The 18,052-nt window shown below is 53.6% G+C and carries 19 protein-coding genes; 9 read left to right on the top strand and 10 right to left on the bottom strand.

All coding sequences use genetic code 11. The features are described 5' to 3' along the window. The first annotated feature begins 243 nt into the window (after positions 1 to 243). Entirely contained in the window at positions 244 to 1,152 is a 909-nt protein-coding gene (gene feaR / locus JBO43_RS00875) for a transcriptional regulator FeaR (protein ID WP_202673502.1), read from the top strand. Here feaR and JBO43_RS00870 read toward each other — a convergent pair whose 3' ends face one another. Genes JBO43_RS00870 through JBO43_RS00860 form a run of 3 tightly spaced genes read right to left on the bottom strand, consistent with a single transcriptional unit; the run spans position 1,153 to position 4,308 of the window. Continuing rightward, positions 1,153 to 1,473: a YdbL family probable chaperone protein gene (locus JBO43_RS00870; protein WP_095281937.1), complete on the bottom strand. Its 321-nt coding sequence runs from the start codon at positions 1,471 to 1,473 to the stop codon at positions 1,153 to 1,155. 7 nt (positions 1,474 to 1,480) lie between these two features. Beyond that, positions 1,481 to 1,672, bottom strand: a complete 192-nt coding sequence (locus JBO43_RS00865) for a YnbE family lipoprotein (protein WP_095281936.1) — start codon at positions 1,670 to 1,672, stop codon at positions 1,481 to 1,483. Then, entirely contained in the window at positions 1,669 to 4,308 is a 2,640-nt protein-coding gene (locus JBO43_RS00860; protein WP_202673501.1) for a YdbH family protein, read from the bottom strand. Before JBO43_RS00860 ends, JBO43_RS00865 begins: the two co-directional genes overlap by 4 nt. A 209-nt stretch (positions 4,309 to 4,517) precedes the next feature. Here JBO43_RS00860 and JBO43_RS00855 point away from each other — a divergent pair, with 209 nt between their 5' ends. Further along, positions 4,518 to 5,507, top strand: a complete 990-nt coding sequence (locus tag JBO43_RS00855; protein ID WP_095281934.1) for a 2-hydroxyacid dehydrogenase — start codon at positions 4,518 to 4,520, stop codon at positions 5,505 to 5,507. A gap of 155 nt (positions 5,508 to 5,662) precedes the next feature. Here the strand turns inward: JBO43_RS00855 and dcp are convergent, their stop codons facing one another. Continuing rightward, complete coding sequence (gene dcp / locus JBO43_RS00850) at positions 5,663 to 7,702, bottom strand: peptidyl-dipeptidase Dcp (RefSeq protein ID WP_202673500.1); 2,040 nt, start codon at positions 7,700 to 7,702, stop codon at positions 5,663 to 5,665. A 267-nt stretch (positions 7,703 to 7,969) separates the two neighbouring features. Here dcp and JBO43_RS00845 point away from each other — a divergent pair, with 267 nt between their 5' ends. The 4 genes from JBO43_RS00845 to JBO43_RS00830 all read left to right on the top strand — a co-directional run bounded on the left by JBO43_RS00845 (position 7,970) and on the right by JBO43_RS00830 (position 10,241). After that, the gene (locus JBO43_RS00845) at positions 7,970 to 8,227 is read left to right on the top strand and encodes a hypothetical protein (RefSeq protein ID WP_202673499.1); all 258 of its coding nucleotides are present in this window, start codon (positions 7,970 to 7,972) and stop codon (positions 8,225 to 8,227) included. 81 nt (positions 8,228 to 8,308) lie between these two features. After that, positions 8,309 to 8,614, top strand: coding sequence for an outer membrane protein assembly factor BamE domain-containing protein (gene bamE, locus JBO43_RS00840; protein WP_095281931.1), 306 nt, complete (start codon positions 8,309 to 8,311; stop codon positions 8,612 to 8,614). Positions 8,615 to 8,715: 101 nt separating this feature from the next. Further along, entirely contained in the window at positions 8,716 to 9,462 is a 747-nt protein-coding gene (ydfG, locus tag JBO43_RS00835; RefSeq protein ID WP_095281930.1) for a bifunctional NADP-dependent 3-hydroxy acid dehydrogenase/3-hydroxypropionate dehydrogenase YdfG, read from the top strand. Positions 9,463 to 9,554: 92 nt separating this feature from the next. After that, positions 9,555 to 10,241, top strand: coding sequence for a GntR family transcriptional regulator (locus JBO43_RS00830; protein ID WP_095281929.1), 687 nt, complete (start codon positions 9,555 to 9,557; stop codon positions 10,239 to 10,241). Between the two features lie 41 nt (positions 10,242 to 10,282). On the opposite strand, the gene JBO43_RS00825 is transcribed toward JBO43_RS00830, so the two are convergent. After that, positions 10,283 to 10,714: a universal stress protein gene (locus JBO43_RS00825; protein WP_103946333.1), complete on the bottom strand. Its 432-nt coding sequence runs from the start codon at positions 10,712 to 10,714 to the stop codon at positions 10,283 to 10,285. 285 nt (positions 10,715 to 10,999) lie between these two features. Between JBO43_RS00825 and ydfZ the strand changes: the two genes are divergently transcribed. Next, the gene (gene ydfZ, locus JBO43_RS00820) at positions 11,000 to 11,203 is read left to right on the top strand and encodes a putative selenium delivery protein YdfZ (RefSeq protein ID WP_095281927.1); all 204 of its coding nucleotides are present in this window, start codon (positions 11,000 to 11,002) and stop codon (positions 11,201 to 11,203) included. Positions 11,204 to 11,247: 44 nt separating this feature from the next. Here the strand turns inward: ydfZ and JBO43_RS00815 are convergent, their stop codons facing one another. From JBO43_RS00815 to JBO43_RS00795, 5 genes are all read right to left on the bottom strand, one after another. Then, complete coding sequence (locus JBO43_RS00815; RefSeq protein WP_202673498.1) at positions 11,248 to 12,711, bottom strand: mannitol dehydrogenase family protein; 1,464 nt, start codon at positions 12,709 to 12,711, stop codon at positions 11,248 to 11,250. A gap of 139 nt (positions 12,712 to 12,850) precedes the next feature. After that, positions 12,851 to 14,221, bottom strand: a complete 1,371-nt coding sequence (locus JBO43_RS00810; RefSeq protein ID WP_237729897.1) for an MFS transporter — start codon at positions 14,219 to 14,221, stop codon at positions 12,851 to 12,853. A 53-nt stretch (positions 14,222 to 14,274) separates the two neighbouring features. Next, positions 14,275 to 15,294, bottom strand: a complete 1,020-nt coding sequence (locus tag JBO43_RS00805; protein WP_202673497.1) for a Zn-dependent oxidoreductase — start codon at positions 15,292 to 15,294, stop codon at positions 14,275 to 14,277. A 14-nt stretch (positions 15,295 to 15,308) separates the two neighbouring features. Then, on the bottom strand, positions 15,309 to 16,523 hold the full coding sequence (gene manD, locus JBO43_RS00800; RefSeq protein WP_095281924.1) for a D-mannonate dehydratase ManD: 1,215 nt from the start codon (positions 16,521 to 16,523) through the stop codon (positions 15,309 to 15,311). Between the two features lie 109 nt (positions 16,524 to 16,632). Continuing rightward, a complete protein-coding gene (locus JBO43_RS00795; RefSeq protein ID WP_095281923.1) occupies positions 16,633 to 16,959 on the bottom strand; it encodes a YnfA family protein in 327 nt (108 codons plus the stop codon). 139 nt (positions 16,960 to 17,098) lie between these two features. On the opposite strand from JBO43_RS00795, the gene JBO43_RS00790 reads away from it, so the two are divergent. Beyond that, positions 17,099 to 17,437 carry a DUF1283 family protein gene (locus tag JBO43_RS00790; RefSeq protein ID WP_095281922.1) on the top strand — a complete coding sequence of 113 codons (339 nt, stop codon included), beginning with the start codon at positions 17,099 to 17,101 and terminating at the stop codon, positions 17,435 to 17,437. 23 nt (positions 17,438 to 17,460) lie between these two features. Beyond that, complete coding sequence (gene speG / locus JBO43_RS00785) at positions 17,461 to 18,021, top strand: spermidine N1-acetyltransferase (protein ID WP_095281921.1); 561 nt, start codon at positions 17,461 to 17,463, stop codon at positions 18,019 to 18,021. Positions 18,022 to 18,052: the final 31 nt, after the last annotated feature.

The raw sequence follows: 18,052 nt of genomic DNA, 5'->3' as shown, positions 1-18,052 counted from the left end.
CATGGGGTGCTCCTTCATTATTATTCGCAGGGTGTTAACGCAGTCTAAGATCGCTTTGCCAGATACGCTTTTATCTGTGTGACATTCGCTTTGCCACCTGTGACAGCCCCCGCAAATAAAGATAATTCCGCCTTATAACACTGTTATCAGCGAGTGTTCTTTCCTATAGTCAGCCCAGACCCCTGACAAAATGCAACACAAATGCAACAATGCAAAAACATTGACAGTGCAGCGAGATGAACGATGGCGTGTGCAAGCGAGCAGGAAAAATATCAACAGTGGCTGGCGCAAATTAACCAGGTGTGTGGCAGCTTTGCCGCGCGTCCGCTGGCAGGTCCGTTTCTTGGCGAACTGGAAACCAGCTACGCCAGAAGTATGAAGCTCAGCACTGTCACTGCCGCAGGCGTTAATCTCTTTCGCACTCGTCATGAGATCAAAGGCAGCAACGACGCCTGGTTCTACACCGTATTTCAGCTCGAAGGCAATGCGACGCTGGAACAGGACGACAGGCAAACGGTGATTGAAGCGGGTGACATTACGCTTATCGATGCTTCACGCCCCTGTTCGATTTATTGGCACGATAAATCACGCCAGATTTCTCTTTTACTCCCACGCCAGATTCTGGAACAGCAGTGTCGCTTTCAGGAAGTCAGCTGCGCGCTCAAGCTGTCGCGCAACCTGCCGACGGTGCAACTGAGCTATCGGCTGTTGCAGGAGAGCATGGATAACGCCCATCTGAGCGATCTGGAAAGCGAAGCGGCGCTGGAGGCAATGGTGTGTTTACTGCGCCCTGCTTTTCAACAGCGAGAATCCGCACCGCCGCGTAAAGAACGTCAGTTCCAGAATGTGCTGACGCTGATTGATTCGCACATTCAGTCGGAAGCTTTGCGCCCGGAGTGGATCGCCACCGAGAGCGGCATGTCCGTGCGCAGCCTGTATCGCATGTTTGCCGATAAAGGCCTGGTGGTGGCGCAGTACATCAAAAACCGGCGGCTGGACCTGTGCGCGCAAGTGTTACGCGCCACGGGTGATGATGAAAAACTGGCGGGAATTGGCTACAGCTGGGGTTTTGCCGACCATAGCCATTTTTCAACGGCGTTCAAACAACGTTTTGGTGTCTCACCGGGCGAGTACCGCAAGCGCTATCGCTGATCACTTTTTCAGCCACTTCCCGTTAATCCCCTTCACATATTCCCCCGGCTGTGCGCGGGCCACCAGCTTCTGTCCGGCCATTTTCGCCACTTCATCGACCGGAAGATTATTGCTGTCTGCCAGCTTCTGATAACTTTCTGTGCGGGCTGCATTGATCTCATTGACCAACGCCAGCGTCTGCTTATCCTGGCGCAGCGGCGCAATGTAGCCGCTCAGGGTTTCGCCGACCAGCCCCTGCGCACGTGCTTCGTTTAAGGTGATCGCCTGCGCCTGCACGTTGATGCCTAACACCAGCAGACCGATTGCAAGAAGTCGTTTCATGGCATCCTCAGAACAGATCGCTGCGCGATTTCAGCAGGGTTTCGACGTCTTTATCCACTTTGATGTGGATCTCATGTTCGATTTTGACGTTCATATTGATGGTGATCGGCTCTTTCGGCGCCGCCACTTCAATACGCGGCGTACAGCCCGAGAGCATTACGACCATGATCACGCCAAGCGCGCCAGTCAGATTTTTCATTGTTGTTCCTCACATTCCTTACCTGCCTGACAGCGGACATCCGGTAACGCCGCGTGTTGCTCAAGCCATGCCTGTAAATTATCCCCGTAGCGCAGGCTGCGCCACAGGGTAAAAAGATTCTCTTCGTGGGTGTAATTGAGGTGCACGGTGTTACTTTTTCCGTCTACCCGGCTGGTACCGCTGATCGCCGATTGCATAGTCAGCACACCCAGATTATCTACATTGATTTTCGTCCACGAGCGAGAAATTTCCATATAACGGAGCCAGTTAATCGCCACACCCGCCGCCATGTTGTCTTTGACGATGGCATCCGCCGTGTCTTTGTCGATACGCAAGGTCATCGGGCCGGGATTGGTCAGCCAGCCGTCTTTGATTATCCATTTTTCGTTCTCCAGCCAGAACGGCAGCGCACCGCTGACCGGGCCAGACATGGCAAACTGTTTCGGATTGACGGCGCTGATGAGCTCACTGGCGGAGATATTATTCACCCGCAGCAGGGCCGGATCGTGCTGCGGCATTCGCAACTGCTGCATGGTGATTTTTCCCCCCAACACGTCGGTGCTGACGTTGGTCAGCAGCAGCGGGTTGTGCTCGCTCCACGGGTAATCACCCTGCAAATCCGCCGTGATATTGCGCGCCGTCACCTGGTTGACCACTTCAGCAATACGCAGCGTCACCGGGCCGCGCGTGCCCAGCGACCAGGTGCCTTCGCTGAAACGGAACGGCAGGACAAAATCGATGCCGTTAATTTGGTTATCCGGCATCCAGACGCTGCCGCTTTTCAGCACGCCGTGACCGCCCGCTTCAAATCCCTGACCAGCGGCGGCAGAAAACGCCACCTGCGCGTACAACTCGCCGTCGCGCAAATTCATTTTCCAGTCGGGCGGTACCAGCGGCTGGAACACCGTCAGCGATTGTTTTGGCCACCAGGCCTGCCCGCGCAGACGCTCTCCATCCCAGCGACCATTGAGCTGAACCGGGCCGATTTCACCCGCATGCAGTGAGCCCTTAAACTGGAAGAATGTCGGGTCCGTGCCGTCAACGCTGAATTTGAGCGTCGACGGCGGTAACACGCTGCCGCCGGAGAACGACGTTTGCTGCGCATCCAGCGATAACGCACCGCTGAAATGCGGATTATTTTCGCCACGCAGCCAGCGCACGGGTTGGTCTAATATCAGACGCGGTTTGCTCACCAGCATGGTGCCGTATTCCAGTTTATCGAAACCGGTCGATAATGCCGTCAGTTCAATCGCGCTGTCGCGCCACTCGCCTTTGCCAGCCACATCCCAGCGGGCATTCATTGGCGTAAAGTGACCATCGCCCCAGTATCGCCACTGCCACAGGCCGCTGTCCGGCAGAAAGTCATTCGCTTGTCCGTCCAGATGCAGAACAAAATCGCCCATTTCGTTTTCATGTGCTTTGAGAATGGCCTGTAAACGCCCGTCCACGCCCTTCTGCGACAGTTTTACTCCCGCCAGCGGCCAGCGGATTTCATCTATATTCAGGGAGTCAATGACCCGACCGCGTGAGCGCAGCAGTGCACCAGGTTCAAATGCCAGATGCGGATCGGCAAGGCTGCCGGTCAGTTGGGCCGGAAGAATGGCATATAAAATCAGATCGCCCTGCTTGGCTTCGCCCGTCAACTGGAGCGGCATAGCGCTGTTATCCATGCTCAGTTTGCCCGGACCGAGGGTTAGCACGGCGTTGCCTTTACCGGCATCGCCCTGGGTCAGCACGTTCAGACGACCGGTAAAGATGGCGTTTTCCAGGCCTTGCTGCCAGTTTTCAACTTTCAGCCCCACGCGCCCGCTTAATGGCAGACCGGTGAGATCCCAGTGCCAGCGCCCGTCGCTGATCGTCAGCTGTTCGGCGGTGAGTTGCCACGGTAAATCGAGCAGCGGATCGGGGTTATCGCGGGCGCTCATCACCAGTTGACCCCGGTTCTGTTCCCAGTCGAGATCGACATCCACCGGCGATGTAATTTGCGGCACGCTCAGGGTGGCCTCTGCGTGGCCTTTTACCGGCACGCCGTCCGGAATCAACGGCAGTGTGAACTCTCCCGCCAGTTGAATCGGCTGTGGATAATCCGGCAGGTGAAGTTCAAATTCGCTGATGGTCAGGCTTTGGCCGCGAAGTTTACCTCGCACTTTTACCTGTTCACCCAGGTAAGTCACTTCCTGCATTGACGGCGTTAATGATACGTTGAGTTTTCCCTGCCACTGCTGCCACGGGGAAAGTGTTAGACGATCGATATTAAGCCAGGTATTCGGCAGCATTGACTGCCATTCGGCGAGCGTTTTCGGCGCAGTATTGGCCTGTTCCGTCTGCGGCAGTTTACTCAGGCAGGCGGTATTGAGCTCGAGCGCGCCGACGTCAAGCTTCCAGCGGCTGGGATGAGACAGCGTGGCGTTTTCCACGCGGGCGATTTCGCAGTCATCGACCAGATAACGGAGATCGGGGATCACAATCTGATTGCGGCTGAGGCGCGGGCTTTTTTCAAATGCAATGCGCGTACCGACAGGGAGCCAAATCCCGGCAAGAGTGGGGACCCACTGGGCAAGCGTCATCAGCAGCGTCAGCGGCAAGAGAATGATGAGCAGAAGTAGCGGAATTACGGCTTTGTATTTACCCCTCATGGGCAGTTAATATCCTGATTTAGCGAAAAAATAAGCCGACAGTGCCCGTCATTGTGGCATGTTTAGCCAGTCAGTTGAAGTCAACGCCAGTTTTAAGGATAGTTGCTCTAGAATTATTGATAGAACTTATTGAATTCAATAAAATTTTATAAATTGTAAGATTATTTTAATCATGCTAACGTGAATGCAAAATCACTGGAGAAAGTCTTATGAAACTCGCGGTATATAGCACAAAACAGTACGATAAAAAGTATCTGCAACATGTTAACGAGACTTACGGATTCGAACTCGAATTTTTCGACTTTCTGCTGACCGAAAGAACCGCCAAAACGGCGAACGGCTGCGAAGCGGTGTGCATTTTCGTCAACGACGACGGTAGCCGCCCGGTGCTGGAAGAGTTGAAAAAACACGGCGTAAAATACATTGCGTTGCGCTGTGCGGGCTTTAATAACGTCGATCTGGACGCCGCCAAAGAGCTGGGTCTGAAAGTGGTGCGTGTTCCGGCCTACTCCCCGGAAGCCGTCGCGGAACATGCCATCGGAATGATGATGTCCCTGAACCGACGCATTCACCGCGCATATCAGCGCACCCGTGATGCCAACTTCTCTCTCGAAGGTCTGACCGGTTTTACCATGTACGGAAAAACGGCGGGCGTGATCGGCACCGGTAAAATCGGCGTGGCGACTCTGCGCATTCTGAAAGGTTTCGGTATGCGTCTGCTGGCGTTCGATCCGTACCCAAGTGCTGCTGCATTGGAGCTGGGCGTGGAGTATGTTGACCTGCCAACGCTGCTCTCGCAGTCGGACGTGATTTCCCTGCACTGCCCGTTGACGCCGGAGAACTATCACCTGCTCAACCAAGACGCCTTTGATCAGATGAAAGACGGCGTGATGATTATCAATACCAGCCGTGGCGGCCTGATCGATTCTCAGGCAGCAATTGAAGCCCTAAAAACGCAAAAAATCGGCGCGCTGGGAATGGATGTGTATGAGAACGAACGCGATCTGTTCTTTGAAGACAAGTCTAACGACGTGATTCAGGACGATGTGTTCCGCCGTCTGTCTGCCTGCCACAACGTGCTGTTTACCGGACACCAGGCGTTCCTGACTGCTGAAGCGCTGATCAGCATTTCAGAAACAACGCTGGGTAATCTTAAACAGCTGGAAAACGGCGAAGATTGTCCGAACGAAGTGGTGTAATTTTTCCCCTCACCCTAACCCTCTCCCAATGGGAGAGGGGATCGTCCGCTGGTCTCCCTCAAGCACGGAGCCGGTTTTCTCCCTCAAGCTCGGACTCGGCTTTCTCCCTCTCCCGGTGGGAGAGGGTCGGGGTGAGGGCATCAGACCGCAAAGAACTAATCGCTTAACCCACGATTCTTCAACATCGGCTCGATCAACGGATCGTGCCCTCTCCAGTCGCGATACAACGCTTCCAGATCGCTACTGTTCCCGCGCGACAAAATAGCCTCGCGGAACCGCTGTCCGTTTTCACGCGTTAAGCCGCCCTGTTCGACAAACCACTGATAGCCGTCATCCGCCAGCATTTGCGTCCACAGATAGGCGTAATATCCGGCTGCATAACCGCCACCAAAGATGTGCGCAAAATAACTGCTGCGATAGCGCGGCGGAACAGCGGGCAGATCCAGCCCCTCTTTTTTAAGCGCTGACGATTCAAACGTATCCACGTCCGTGACCGTTTCCTGCGTGCCGATACCGTGCCAGTTCATATCCAGTAACGCCGCGCTTAAAAGCTCGGTCATGTCGTAACCCTTATTGAACTGCGTCGCGCTGAGCATTTTCTCGCGCAGGGCGTCTGGCATCGGTTCTCCGGTTTGATAATGGCGGGCATAGTTCGCAAAGACCTGCGGATGGCTGGCCCAGTGTTCGTTGATTTGCGACGGGAATTCAACAAAGTCGCGCGGCGTGTTGGTGCCGGATAATGTGGCGAAACGCTGATCGGCAAACAGGCCGTGCAGCGTGTGACCGAACTCGTGGAACAACGTAATGACATCATCCCAGGAGAGTAGCGCCGCCTGTCCGGAAGCCGGTTTCTGGTAGTTACAGACGTTGTAAATCACCGGGCGTGCAGCGAGTTCATGGGATTGTTCGACGAAATTCCCCATCCACGCCCCGCCGCCTTTGGAATCACGCGCGAAGAAATCACCGTAAAACAGCGCCATACCTTCGCCGTTATGGTCGAAAATCTCCCAGACGCGAACATCCGGGTGATAAACCGGAATATCGAAGCGCTCGACAAAGCGAATACCGAACAACTGGCTAGCCGCCCAGAACACGCCATCGTGCAGCGCAGTATCGAGGGCAAAATAGGGTTTGATCTGCGATTCATCCAGAGCGTATTTCTCCAGACGAACGCGCTCAGCGTAATACGCCCAATCCCAGGCCTGCACGCTGAAACGCCCCTGCTCGTCATCAATCACTTTCTGGATATCGGCCTGCTCCCGTTGCGCGCGCGCTCGCGCTGCCGGGACAATACCTCGCATAAATTTCAGTGCCGCGTCAGGCGTTTTCGCCATCTGATCGGCGGTACTCCAGCTAGCGTAGCTCTCGAACCCAAGCAACTGCGCACGACGGGCGCGTAAATTCGCCAGTCTGAGCACAATCATACGGGTATCGTTTTCATCATTCTTCTGGGTGCGAATCCAGCCTGCGTTGAACAGATTTTCACGCGTCTGACGATCGTGAAGTGCCGAAAGCGCAGGCTGCTGCGTGGTATTGAGTAATGAGATAAGCCAGCGATCCGCCAGCCCTTTATCTGCGGCTGCCTGTGCGGCGCTGGCGATTTCGTCGGCGCTCAGCCCTTCAAGCTGATGCGCATAATCGACAACCAAACCACCCGCTTTGTCTGCCGCCAGCAGTTTCTGATTGAACTGACTGGTCAGCGATGCGGCTTCGGTATTGAGTGATTTTAATTCGGCTTTCTGCGTCTCAGTCAGTTTTGCGCCTGCCAGAATAAAGTGCTGATGGGTCTCTTCCACCAACCGGCATGACTCAGCATCCAGCGATTTCCGCCCTTCCCACACGGCCTGCACGCGCGAAAACAGCGCGTCGTTGAGCCAGATATCGTTGGCTAATCCCGCCAGTTCGGTAGAAAAAGCTTCGTCCAGTTCCTGCAAATAGTCGTTGGTGTGCGCGGAGGTCATGGCGAAGAACACGCTGCTGACGCGCGAAAGCATCGCACCGCTTTTTTCCAGTGCCAAAACCGTGTTGGCAAAATCCGGCGCGGCGTAACTGGCAATAATGGCATCAATATCTGCGCGCTTCTGGCGCATCGCCTCATCAAATGCCGGACGATAATGGCAGTCTTCGATGACATCGAATCGAGGTGCCTGATAGGGTAATACGCTTACTTCAAATAACGGATTTGAAACCGACATCGTTGACTCCTGGGCACATAATTATCTCCCCAGAGTAGGACAGCCAGCGGCGTGCTGCAATCCCCATTAGGAGCAGATTTATTGCCATCAGATATTATGTCTCTCCTGATATTAATGTTTGCATGTTTAATTTCTGAACGGTTTCATTAATTTCAAATCATAAAAAGCGTGACGAAGATCAACACGACTTGTGAGTCAGGCATTAACCTAAACGCAAATTTACCCTTCGTCTTTTAATGTCGAAATACATTCGCTCTGGAGCTATTAATGAAAACCATTCTCTTTTTTATATCGTTACTCTGCCTGACTCCTGCCATAGCCGCTGAACAGCATTTCATTAAAAGTAATAATGCCAATGGGGAAATCCTTATTCTCGATGATAATTCCGTATGGCAGGTTGCCAGCTATGACACTATCACCAGCGGCTTGTGGCTACCGGCATCAGATGTGGTCGTCACCGATGATGAAGATAAAATTGTCAGCATTGAAGATGGCGAATCCGTCGATGTTCAGCGTATTCGCTAGCCTTCGGCAGGAAAGCATTCGATATTCTAATTTGATTTTTTAAACGTTCTAAATTTAATCCTTATCGTTACTGAGACAACAATGAAAAAAAATCTTTTAGCCAGTTTGGCGTTACTGCTGCTGGCAGGGTGTACCACTGGCGAAAAAATACATAATGTTCAGACGGGAATGACTAAGGCACAGGTCATCGACGTGTTAGGCACGCCTGATGGTGATGCGGTTGAAGGCAATAAAGAACAGATCCAGTATAGCAATCGCCTGGCATCCGGATGGGGTTGGGATAAAGGCGACTATTACGTCACTTTTGTCGACGGAAAAGTCGTTCAGTATGGCAGCGGCCAAATTCGTAGCGCGGGAGCCCCTGTTACAGGAATCGTCGTCTTTTAGTGCCCTCTCCACGTTCATTTAGCGATACAAAAGTTGCCTTAACGACGTGCCAGATGGCGTGCTATGGTTGTACAACACAAAAAGCGTTGAGGAACAGTGAGATGATCGTATTAGTTACCGGGGCAACGGCGGGTTTTGGTGAAAGCATCACGCGTCGCTTCGTCGCCAACGGCCATAAAGTGATTGCAACAGGTCGCCGTCAGGAGCGTTTGCAGGAGCTGAAGGATGAGCTTGGCGACAGCATTTTGACCGCACAACTCGACGTGCGTAATCGTGCGGCCATTGAAGAGATGCTGGCTAACCTGCCCGCAGAATGGCGTGCCATTGATTTACTGGTCAACAACGCCGGTCTGGCGCTGGGGATGGAGCCTGCGCATAAAGCCAGCGTCGAAGACTGGGAAAACATGATCGACACCAACAACAAAGGGCTGGTGTACATGACCCGCGCGGTGCTGCCGGGCATGGTCGAGCGTAACCGCGGTCATATCATTAATATCGGCTCGACCGCCGGAAGCTGGCCTTACGCAGGTGGAAACGTGTACGGCGCAACCAAAGCTTTTGTGCGTCAGTTCAGCCTGAATCTGCGTACCGATCTGCACGGCACGGCGATCCGCGTGACGGATATTGAGCCGGGTCTGGTCGGCGGGACCGAGTTTTCCAACGTGCGTTTCAAAGGCGATGACGCGAAAGCAGGCAAAACCTATGAAAACACCGAGGCTCTGACCCCGGAAGATGTGACCGAAACCGTCTGGTGGGTCGCGACGCTGCCAAAACACGTCAACATTAACACCGTCGAAATGATGCCAGTCAGCCAGAGCTTTGCCGGATTAAGCGTGCATCGCGGCTGATTATTTCCCTGCCCGGCCTGCGGGTCGGGTCTGGGATGACCGGTAAAAGAATGGTAGTATTGAAGTGTTAACTCTTTGAGAAATCACATCCAATGGCCGCCGAATCGCAACTGAATCCTACCCAGCCTGTTAATCAGCAAATTTACCGCATTTTGCGACGTGATATCGTCCATTGTCTGATCCCGCCTGGTACACCGCTCTCTGAAAAAGAGGTCTCGGTGCGTTTTGACGTATCGCGTCAGCCGGTGCGCGAAGCATTCATTAAACTTGCCGAAAACGGTCTGATTCAAATTCGCCCGCAGCGCGGCAGCTACGTGAATAAAATATCCCTTTCGCAGGTGCGTAACGGCTGTTTTGTCCGCCAGGCGATTGAATGCGCGGTGGTGCGTCGTGCGGCTTCTCTGATTGACGAAAATCAGTGCTATTTGCTGGAACAGAATCTCCACCAGCAGCGCATTGCGATTGAACGCAAACAGCTGAATGACTTTTTCCAGCTCGACGATGAGTTTCATCAGAAACTGGCGCAAATTGCCGACTGTCAACTGGCGTGGGATACCATTGAAAATATCAAAGCCACGATGGACCGCGTGCGCTATATGAGCCTCGATCACGTCTCGCCACCGGAAATGCTGTTGCGTCAGCACCATGATATTTTCGCCGCACTGGAAAAGCGTGACGTTGATGCCGTCGACAAAGCGATGACCGTGCATTTGCAAGAAATTGGCGAGTCGGTGCAGCTTATTCGCCAGGAAAACAGCGACTGGTTTACAGAAGATTAATATTAAGCGCCTCCCTTCCCAACAGGGAGGCGCTTAAATAATTAGCGTACCACTAAGACAGGTATTTTGGCGTAGCGAATAACCGATTCCGCGTTTGAGCCAAGCAGATGGCTGGACATTCCCGGCGTCTTCGAACCGATAACAATTACCTCGTAATCCTCTTTATTACTCATGCTGATGATTTCATCGCGAACATTACCGAAGCGCACCTCAGTGTGAATATTCTCCGGCGCGATATCAAATAAACGCTTTAATTCATTCATCTTTTTCTCTGACTCGGTGACCATGTAGGCTTCGAACTTTTTGATGTCAGAGTTAAACCCGCGAAGCAACGAGCGGCTGCTGATGGGCAGGATGTTCAGCAAGGTGATGGTCGCGTTATCCGCTTTCGCCAGAAACTCCGCATGACGCACCGCTTTATCACTGAGGTTCATTTCAAATACGTCTACAGGCATTAATATTTTCTTGTACATAAGCCCTTCCTTATTCCAAATAAAATAATGAGTTATCTGACTTAAGAGTGACATGGCTACTTGAAACGAAGGCTAAACCGTTCAGTGGCGAAACTATCAATAAATGAAAACAATTGTCCGTTTTGTCAATTTGCGTCTGAACCGCCCAATGGCAATAAAATGCAGACAAAAAAGTGTGAGCTTGATCAAAAACAAAAAAATGTGAACGCAACAGGCGTATTTATATTCTCCCGTCAGCGGCAGGAATAACAGGGCCGTGATGTGTAGAGAAGAGGAGAAATAACCATGATGACGTATGACCGCAACCGTAACGCAATTACCACTGGCAGCCGTGTGATGATTAACGGCACCGGGCGCACAGGGACTGTCCGTGCAATTCACGCTCAGGGGCTGGACGCCGCGCAGGTTCGCCGCAGTAAAACGGTAGAAGTGGAAGGTTGTGAAGGCAAGTTCGAACCGATTGAACTGATTCGCTTAGGAATGCACTAACAGGCCTAATGACATGCCGCCGCAAACGGCGGCATGATACGTGTTTATTTCGAAGCGAGAGTTTGTGCCACCGTCGCTTTCGCGCCCTGCTCCAGCAACATTTTATACGCGCCCATCACCGCATCCACAAAGCGGGCTTCCAGCGGTAATCCGTTACCGAAAATCGCCTCGATACCCAACAGCGCTTTCACCCGGCTTTCGCCTTCGGCACTACCCTTGACCGCCGCCTGAAGGGTGGACAGCAGCGGATCGCAGACTTCGATCGCGTTTCCACTTTCATCCACGCCGCCGACATAACGCATCCATCCTGCTACGCCCAGCGCCAGCAGCGGGAAACTGCGCTGATGCGCCAGATGCCAGCGTACAGAATCGAGCATACGCTGCGGTAACTTCTGGCTGCCGTCCATCGCGATTTGCCAGGTGCGATGACGCAGCGCCGGATTGCTGTAGCGCGCAATCAGCAGATCGGCGTAACGCCCCAGATCAACACCTTTTACCTTCAGGGTTGGCGCTTGTTCATTGAGCATCAGCGCATGAGCGGCCTGACGATAATTTTCGTCTTCCATGCAGTCGTTGATGTGCTGATAACCCGCCAGATAGCCGAGATACGCCAGGAAAGAGTGGCTGCCGTTAAGCATACGCAGCTTCATCTCTTCAAACGGAATCACATCTGCCACCAGCTCTGCGCCTGCTTTTTCCCACTCAGGACGCCCGGCAACAAAGTTATCTTCTACTACCCACTGACGGAATGGTTCGCAGGCCACGCCCGCAGGATCGCGCACGCCAGTTAACTGTTCGATTTTATCCAGCGTTTCCGGCGTCACTGCCGGCACAATACGATCGACCATCGTCGACGGGAACGTGACGTTCGCTTCAATCCAGTCTGCCAGTTCGCTGTTTACCGCTCGCGCATACGCGCAGGTGACGTTACGCAAGACATGGCCGTTTTCCGGTATGTTGTCGCAAGACATGACGCTGAAAGCCGGTAAACCCGCCGCTTTACGACGCGCCAGCGCTTCTACCACCACGCCCGGCGCAGATTTTGGCTGATGCGGATTTTGCAGATCGGCGGCGATCAGCGGGTTATCGAGCATAAGTTGCCCGGTCGCAGGCGCATGGCAGTAACCTTTTTCGGTGATGGTCAGCGAAACAATCGCCACCTGCGGCTCGCACATGGCAGCCAGCACGGTCTCCAGACCATCAACCTGCGCATGAAGCGCATTTTTGACGACACCGACGACGCGAGCTGTCCAGGCGTCGGCGGACATTTCCGCCACGGTGTAGAGATTATCCTGGGCCTTGAGATCGGCAATTTGCTGTTCGCCGCCAATCAGGCTCACTTCGGTGTAACCCCAGTCGCTGCCGTGCTCAGCCGCGAGGATATCCGTGTAAACGGCCTGATGAGCACGATGGAACGCGCCGAAACCGAGGTGCACGATGCGTGGCACTAGCTTGTTACGGTCGTAGGCAGGAAGTGACGCTTTGGCATTCAACAATTTATTATTCATGAGGAGGCTCATTTTAGTGAGTGGTCGTCGAATCTGAGGAGGTAGACCATCTCATGCAATTGGTATGACATCTTTGATTTCCATCAACTACCATACAAGAAGAGAAGAAAAGGCGGGATCGACCTCCCGCCCTGCGATCTTACTGATTCACCGTATGGCCAAGCGGCACGGTGGAAATCGCTTTTTCGGCGGCATCTTCCGCGAGGCTCAGATCGCGGTCGCGCACTTCCGGCATCAGCACCGCTGATATCAGACCGATTACCGAATAGACCACCATCATCACCACAATTGGCCACCAGGAACCGGTAATATTGCAGAAGATCCCCGCCAGCACCGGGCCGAATCCGACCGCCACCAAACCACCCGCCTCTTTCGAAATCGCCATGCGGGTAAAACGGTTCCGCGAGCCAAACATCTCCGCCATAGTGATGTTTTCCAGCGCAAACAGGCCCAGCACTGCAAAGTTATGGATGACGATGATCGATAGCATAATCACCCCGGGGCTGTAGCTTTTATCGACGATAATCGACAGCATCGGGTACGCCAGAATAATGGCGGAGATATTGAGCAGAATGTACGGCAGGCGGCGCCCCACTTTATCGGACAGCCAGCCCAGCAGCGGGATGGAGATAAACCCGAGGATCGAGCTTATCATCAGCGCATCGGTCGGAATGCTTTTATTAAACAGCAGCGTCTGCACCAGATAACCGGCGAGGAAGGTTTGAATCAAACCTGAATTTCCCGCCTGACCAAAACGCAGCCCGGTCGCCAGCCAGAATGATTTGCTTTTGAACATCGCGCCGAGCGAGGTTTCTTCAGCGGTCACTACCGGGCCGCTTTCATCGTTAACCTTCTCAAACACCGGGCTTTCTTTCAGGTTCATTCGCAGCCAGATGGCGAAGATCATCACCACGACGCTGGCGAGGAACGGCACGCGCCAGCCCCAGGCGATAAGATCTTCACGGTCCAGCACAAAGAACATCACCGCCCAGATAGCCGTGGCGCTCAGGGTTCCGCAATTGGTTCCCATTGCCACCAGCGAGGAAATTATTCCGCGCTTACCCTTCGGCGCGTATTCCGCCAGCATGGTTCCCGCGCCAGAAATTTCTGCCCCGGCGCCCAGCCCCTGAATAATGCGCAGCGTCACCAGCAGCACCGGCGCAAAAATGCCAATTTGCGCGTAAGTCGGCAGAACGCCAATCAGCGTGGTACAGATCCCCATCATGGTGATGGTGATAAACAGCACCTTTTTACGCCCGATACGATCGCCCATTTTGCCGAAGATAAACGCCCCGACGATACGCGCAATATAGCCTGCGCCGTAAGTCCCCATCGCCAGAATCAACGCCATTGCAGCGGACTGTTCCGGGAAGAATATTTCATGGAACACCAGCGCCGCACCCAGGGAATAGAGCTGGAAATCCATGAATTCCAGCGCGGTACCGAGCCAGCCGGAAACAGCCGCTTTCACCAGATCCGACGTCGTTCTTTGAGGTTGTGCTTGAGTCATAATGGCTATCTCTGAATAAAGGTAAGATGCGTACCACTTAACCGCGTTTGTTATTATTGGCCGAACGTGAGGAGGACTTTGCAGCACTGCCGCTGGTCTTTCTCAAACAGTTCGATGGCGTCAGTGACGTGGTGATAGTCAAAGAAGTGGGTGATCAGTTTGTCTGGGTCGATCAGCCCCTTTTCCAGCCAGTCGATCACCACCGGAAATTTGTTGGCGTTCAGGCGAGAAGAGAAAATCGACAGTTCTTTGCCGGTGATTCCCTGCTGCACAATCTGGCTCGGGTCGCTGGAGAAGCCCATCAGCACAATGCGCGCGCCGGGAGAAGCGAGGGTAATCGCTTCCTGAAGAATCGACGGATGGCAGGCCGCATCAACAATTAACGTTGGTTTGATGCCCTTTTCTTCCAGCGCTGCCTGAAGCGACTGTTCTGCGTTGTTGAATGTCCAGTCAGCGCCGCTGCGTTTCGCCATCTCCAGCCGTTCGTCAATCCTGTCGACCACTATCACTTGCTTCACCTTATAAACGCCTTTCAACGCCTGCACGGTCACCAGCCCCATCGGACCCGCGCCGTAAATCAGGGCAACATCCTGCTCCGTGGGCCGAACGTGCCCGGTGACGTTGGCCGCAATCGTGAAAGGCTCCACCATTACCGCGTGTTTATCGGGGATCGTATCTGGGATGTGCCAGGCATTTTTCGCCGGAACCACCGCATATTCGCTAAAGCCGCCGTCACGATGCACGCCCAGCACCACCAGCGTTGTGCAGACGTTGGGTTTCCCTACCGAGCACGGATAGCAGTGCCCGCAGCTGATCACCGGATCGACGGAAACGCGCTGCCCGAGACGATTTTCTTCAACGCCTTCACCGAGCGCGTCAATCACACCGAAGAACTCATGCCCTATCACGCGCGGGTATTTGGCAAACGGGTTATGGCCGCGATAGATATGGCTGTCGGAACCGCAAATACCCGCGAGGGTAATTTTGACCCGCACTTCGCCGTTGCCCGGTACAGGTAATGGACGCTCATCAATCAGCAGCGCATTCGGTTTTTGAATCACAATACTTTTCATGGTGTGCTCCTGATTTACCAGTTCCATAGGGTGCCATCTTCAAGGCGGGCGACAGGCAGATACGCCGGGTCGTACGGATATTTCGCGGCCAGTTTCTCGTCGAATTCAATGCCCAGCCCCGCCTTTTCACCCGGATGCATGTAGCCGTTGTCGAAGCTCCAGCTGTGCGGGAAAACCTCCAGCATTTGCTCGGAATAACCCATGTATTCCTGCACACCGAAGTTTGGCACCCACAGATCGAAATGCAGCGCGGCGGCGTGGCAAATCGGCGACAGATCCGATGGACCGTGTGAACCGGTGCGCACCTGGTAGAGTGAGGCGAAATCAGCAATCCGCCGCATACCGGTGATCCCGCCCGCATGGGTGATGGTAGTGCGGATGTAATCGATAAGCTGTTCTTCGATCAGCTGTTTGCAGTCCCAGATGCTGTTGAAAACTTCCCCGACAGCAATCGGCGTAACGGTATGTTGGCGAATCAGGCGGAAGCATTCCTGGTTTTCAGCAGGCGTCGGATCTTCCATCCAGAACATGCGAAACGCTTCAATGCTTTTACCAAACCGCGCTGCCTCAATCGGTGTCAGGCGGTGGTGCATGTCGTGGAGCAGATGTTCGTTAAAGCCAAACTGGTTGCGCACGGCGTCGAACAGTTTTGGCGTGAAATCGAGGTATTTTTCCGTCGACCACAGCTGCTCGTCCGGCCAGTGGCCTTTGGTCGCCGGTTCATACGCCAGCCCTTTGCCTTTCGACATGCCGTAAGTGGTTTTCATGCCCGGAACGCCGCATTGCACGCGGATGGCTTTGAATCCCTGTTCTTTATGACGGGCGTAATCTTCCAGGACATCGTCAATCGTGTGGCCGGTGGTGTGGCAATAAACCATGACACCTTCACGCGATGCTCCGCCCAAAAGCTGATAAAGCGGCATTCCGGCGGCTTTGGCTTTGATATCCCACAGCGCCATATCGACGGCAGAAATGGCCGACATCGTGACCGGTCCGCGCCGCCAGTACGCGCCTTTATAGAAGAACTGCCAGATGTCTTCGATGCGATGCGCATCGCGGCCAATCAACTGCGGACAGAGATGATCTTTAAGATAAGAGGCAACGGACAGCTCGCGTCCGTTTAAGGTGGCATCACCCAGGCCGACGATCCCGTCGTCAGTGGTGATTTTAAGCGTGACAAAATTACGCCCTGGGCAGGTAACAAAGACTTCGGCCCCGACAATTTTCATGATCCCGTTCCTTACATCGCTCGTTGTGATGCAAGAAACTTACGCAATTACGCAACTACCATACAAGTATAGCGATCAAAAAATCACCCATAGATCACAAATAAAACGCTTATGCGCGCCCCCAGCCCGCCACGATAATCAACATGCCGCACAGGGCAATCGCAGCCCCTGCCCAGTCATAGGCGCTGAGCTTCACGCCGTCGACCACCCGTAGCCAGATAAGTGCGGTACAGACATAGACGCCGCCGTAGGCAGCGTAGACTCGTCCGCTGGCCGCCGGATGTAACGTCAGTAGCCAGACAAACAGCGCCAGCGCGATCCCTGCCGGAAGGAGCAGCAATACCGACGCTCCGCGTTTCAACCATAGCCACGGCAGAAAACAGCCAATGATTTCGCACAAGGCAGTCGCAAAGAAAAGTAAGGTGGTTTTAATCATTTTGGCGTTTGAGTGAGATTGGGTTTAACCATGATACGCGATAATTGCGTGGCTAATTCCATAACCGACACGAGGATATGCCCCCTTTTCGGATTGGTGTAGAATTGGTCTCGGGTACACCCAATACAAGGAACATGCAATGAGTACACTAAGCAAACGCTTCTGTCTGGCGGCCATGCTCTCTCTGACGGCTTTTGCCTTCACTGCGCCCGCCTCTGCCGACACCAGCAAACTGATCATCGAATCAGGTGACAGTGCGCAAAGTCGCCAGAATGCCGCGATGGATAAAGAGCAATGGAATGACACCCGCAGCCTGCGCCAGAAAGTGAACAAACGTGCCGAAAAAGAGTGGGACAAAGACGACGTCGCCTTTGATGCACGGGATAACTGTCAGCAAAGTGCGAACGTGAATGCCTACTGGGAGCCTAATACGCTGCGCTGCCTTGATCGTCGTACCGGGCGTACGGTAGCACCTTAATATTGACTGCCTGAAGGATGATTATGGCCAGCCCGTTAACAGTAAAACTCAGACCGCTGGAGCGCGAGGATTTGCGCTTTGTCCACCAGCTCGACAATAACGCCAGCGTCATGCGTTACTGGTTCGAAGAGCCGTACGAGGCTTTTGTCGAGCTGTCGGATCTTTACGATAAACATATTCACGACCAGAGCGAGCGCCGTTTCGTTGTCGAATGCGACGGCGAAAAGGCCGGTCTGGTCGAGCTGGTTGAGATCAACCACGTCCACCGTCGGGCGGAATTTCAGATAATTATTTCGCCAGAATACCAGGGCAAAGGCCTTGCGACGCGCGCAGCGAAACTGGCGATGGACTACGGATTTACGGTTCTCAACCTGTATAAACTGTATCTGATTGTTGATAAAGAAAATGAAAAAGCCATCCATATTTACCGCAAGCTTGGGTTTATGGTGGAGGGCGAACTGATTCATGAATTCTTTATTAACGGCGAGTACCGCAACACCATTCGAATGTGTATTTTCCAGGATAAGTATCTGGCAGAGCACAGGTCGTCCGGAACCCACCTGTTGAAGCCTACGGCGCAGTAATGCGTTTGTTGCCGGGTGGCGGCTTCGCCTT

It is taken from the genome of Lelliottia jeotgali (assembly GCF_016771845.1).
Taxonomy (GTDB): Bacteria; Pseudomonadota; Gammaproteobacteria; order Enterobacterales; family Enterobacteriaceae; genus Enterobacter; species Enterobacter jeotgali.
This window is presented reverse-complemented; position numbering and strand designations above follow the sequence as displayed.

What these genes read in the sequence shown, in the direction of transcription:
- feaR (WP_202673502.1), top strand. Translation starts at nt 244, where the DNA reads ATGGCGTGTGCAAGCGAGCAGGAAAAATATCAACAGTGGCTGGCGCAA.
- JBO43_RS00870 (WP_095281937.1), bottom strand. Translation starts at nt 1,473, where the DNA reads ATGAAACGACTTCTTGCAATCGGTCTGCTGGTGTTAGGCATCAACGTG.
- JBO43_RS00865 (WP_095281936.1), bottom strand. Translation starts at nt 1,672, where the DNA reads ATGAAAAATCTGACTGGCGCGCTTGGCGTGATCATGGTCGTAATGCTC.
- JBO43_RS00860 (WP_202673501.1), bottom strand. Translation starts at nt 4,308, where the DNA reads ATGAGGGGTAAATACAAAGCCGTAATTCCGCTACTTCTGCTCATCATT.
- JBO43_RS00855 (WP_095281934.1), top strand. Translation starts at nt 4,518, where the DNA reads ATGAAACTCGCGGTATATAGCACAAAACAGTACGATAAAAAGTATCTG.
- dcp (WP_202673500.1), bottom strand. Translation starts at nt 7,702, where the DNA reads ATGTCGGTTTCAAATCCGTTATTTGAAGTAAGCGTATTACCCTATCAG.
- JBO43_RS00845 (WP_202673499.1), top strand. Translation starts at nt 7,970, where the DNA reads ATGAAAACCATTCTCTTTTTTATATCGTTACTCTGCCTGACTCCTGCC.
- bamE (WP_095281931.1), top strand. Translation starts at nt 8,309, where the DNA reads ATGAAAAAAAATCTTTTAGCCAGTTTGGCGTTACTGCTGCTGGCAGGG.
- ydfG (WP_095281930.1), top strand. Translation starts at nt 8,716, where the DNA reads ATGATCGTATTAGTTACCGGGGCAACGGCGGGTTTTGGTGAAAGCATC.
- JBO43_RS00830 (WP_095281929.1), top strand. Translation starts at nt 9,555, where the DNA reads ATGGCCGCCGAATCGCAACTGAATCCTACCCAGCCTGTTAATCAGCAA.
- JBO43_RS00825 (WP_103946333.1), bottom strand. Translation starts at nt 10,714, where the DNA reads ATGTACAAGAAAATATTAATGCCTGTAGACGTATTTGAAATGAACCTC.
- ydfZ (WP_095281927.1), top strand. Translation starts at nt 11,000, where the DNA reads ATGATGACGTATGACCGCAACCGTAACGCAATTACCACTGGCAGCCGT.
- JBO43_RS00815 (WP_202673498.1), bottom strand. Translation starts at nt 12,711, where the DNA reads ATGAATAATAAATTGTTGAATGCCAAAGCGTCACTTCCTGCCTACGAC.
- JBO43_RS00810 (WP_237729897.1), bottom strand. Translation starts at nt 14,221, where the DNA reads ATGACTCAAGCACAACCTCAAAGAACGACGTCGGATCTGGTGAAAGCG.
- JBO43_RS00805 (WP_202673497.1), bottom strand. Translation starts at nt 15,294, where the DNA reads ATGAAAAGTATTGTGATTCAAAAACCGAATGCGCTGCTGATTGATGAG.
- manD (WP_095281924.1), bottom strand. Translation starts at nt 16,523, where the DNA reads ATGAAAATTGTCGGGGCCGAAGTCTTTGTTACCTGCCCAGGGCGTAAT.
- JBO43_RS00795 (WP_095281923.1), bottom strand. Translation starts at nt 16,959, where the DNA reads ATGATTAAAACCACCTTACTTTTCTTTGCGACTGCCTTGTGCGAAATC.
- JBO43_RS00790 (WP_095281922.1), top strand. Translation starts at nt 17,099, where the DNA reads ATGAGTACACTAAGCAAACGCTTCTGTCTGGCGGCCATGCTCTCTCTG.
- speG (WP_095281921.1), top strand. Translation starts at nt 17,461, where the DNA reads ATGGCCAGCCCGTTAACAGTAAAACTCAGACCGCTGGAGCGCGAGGAT.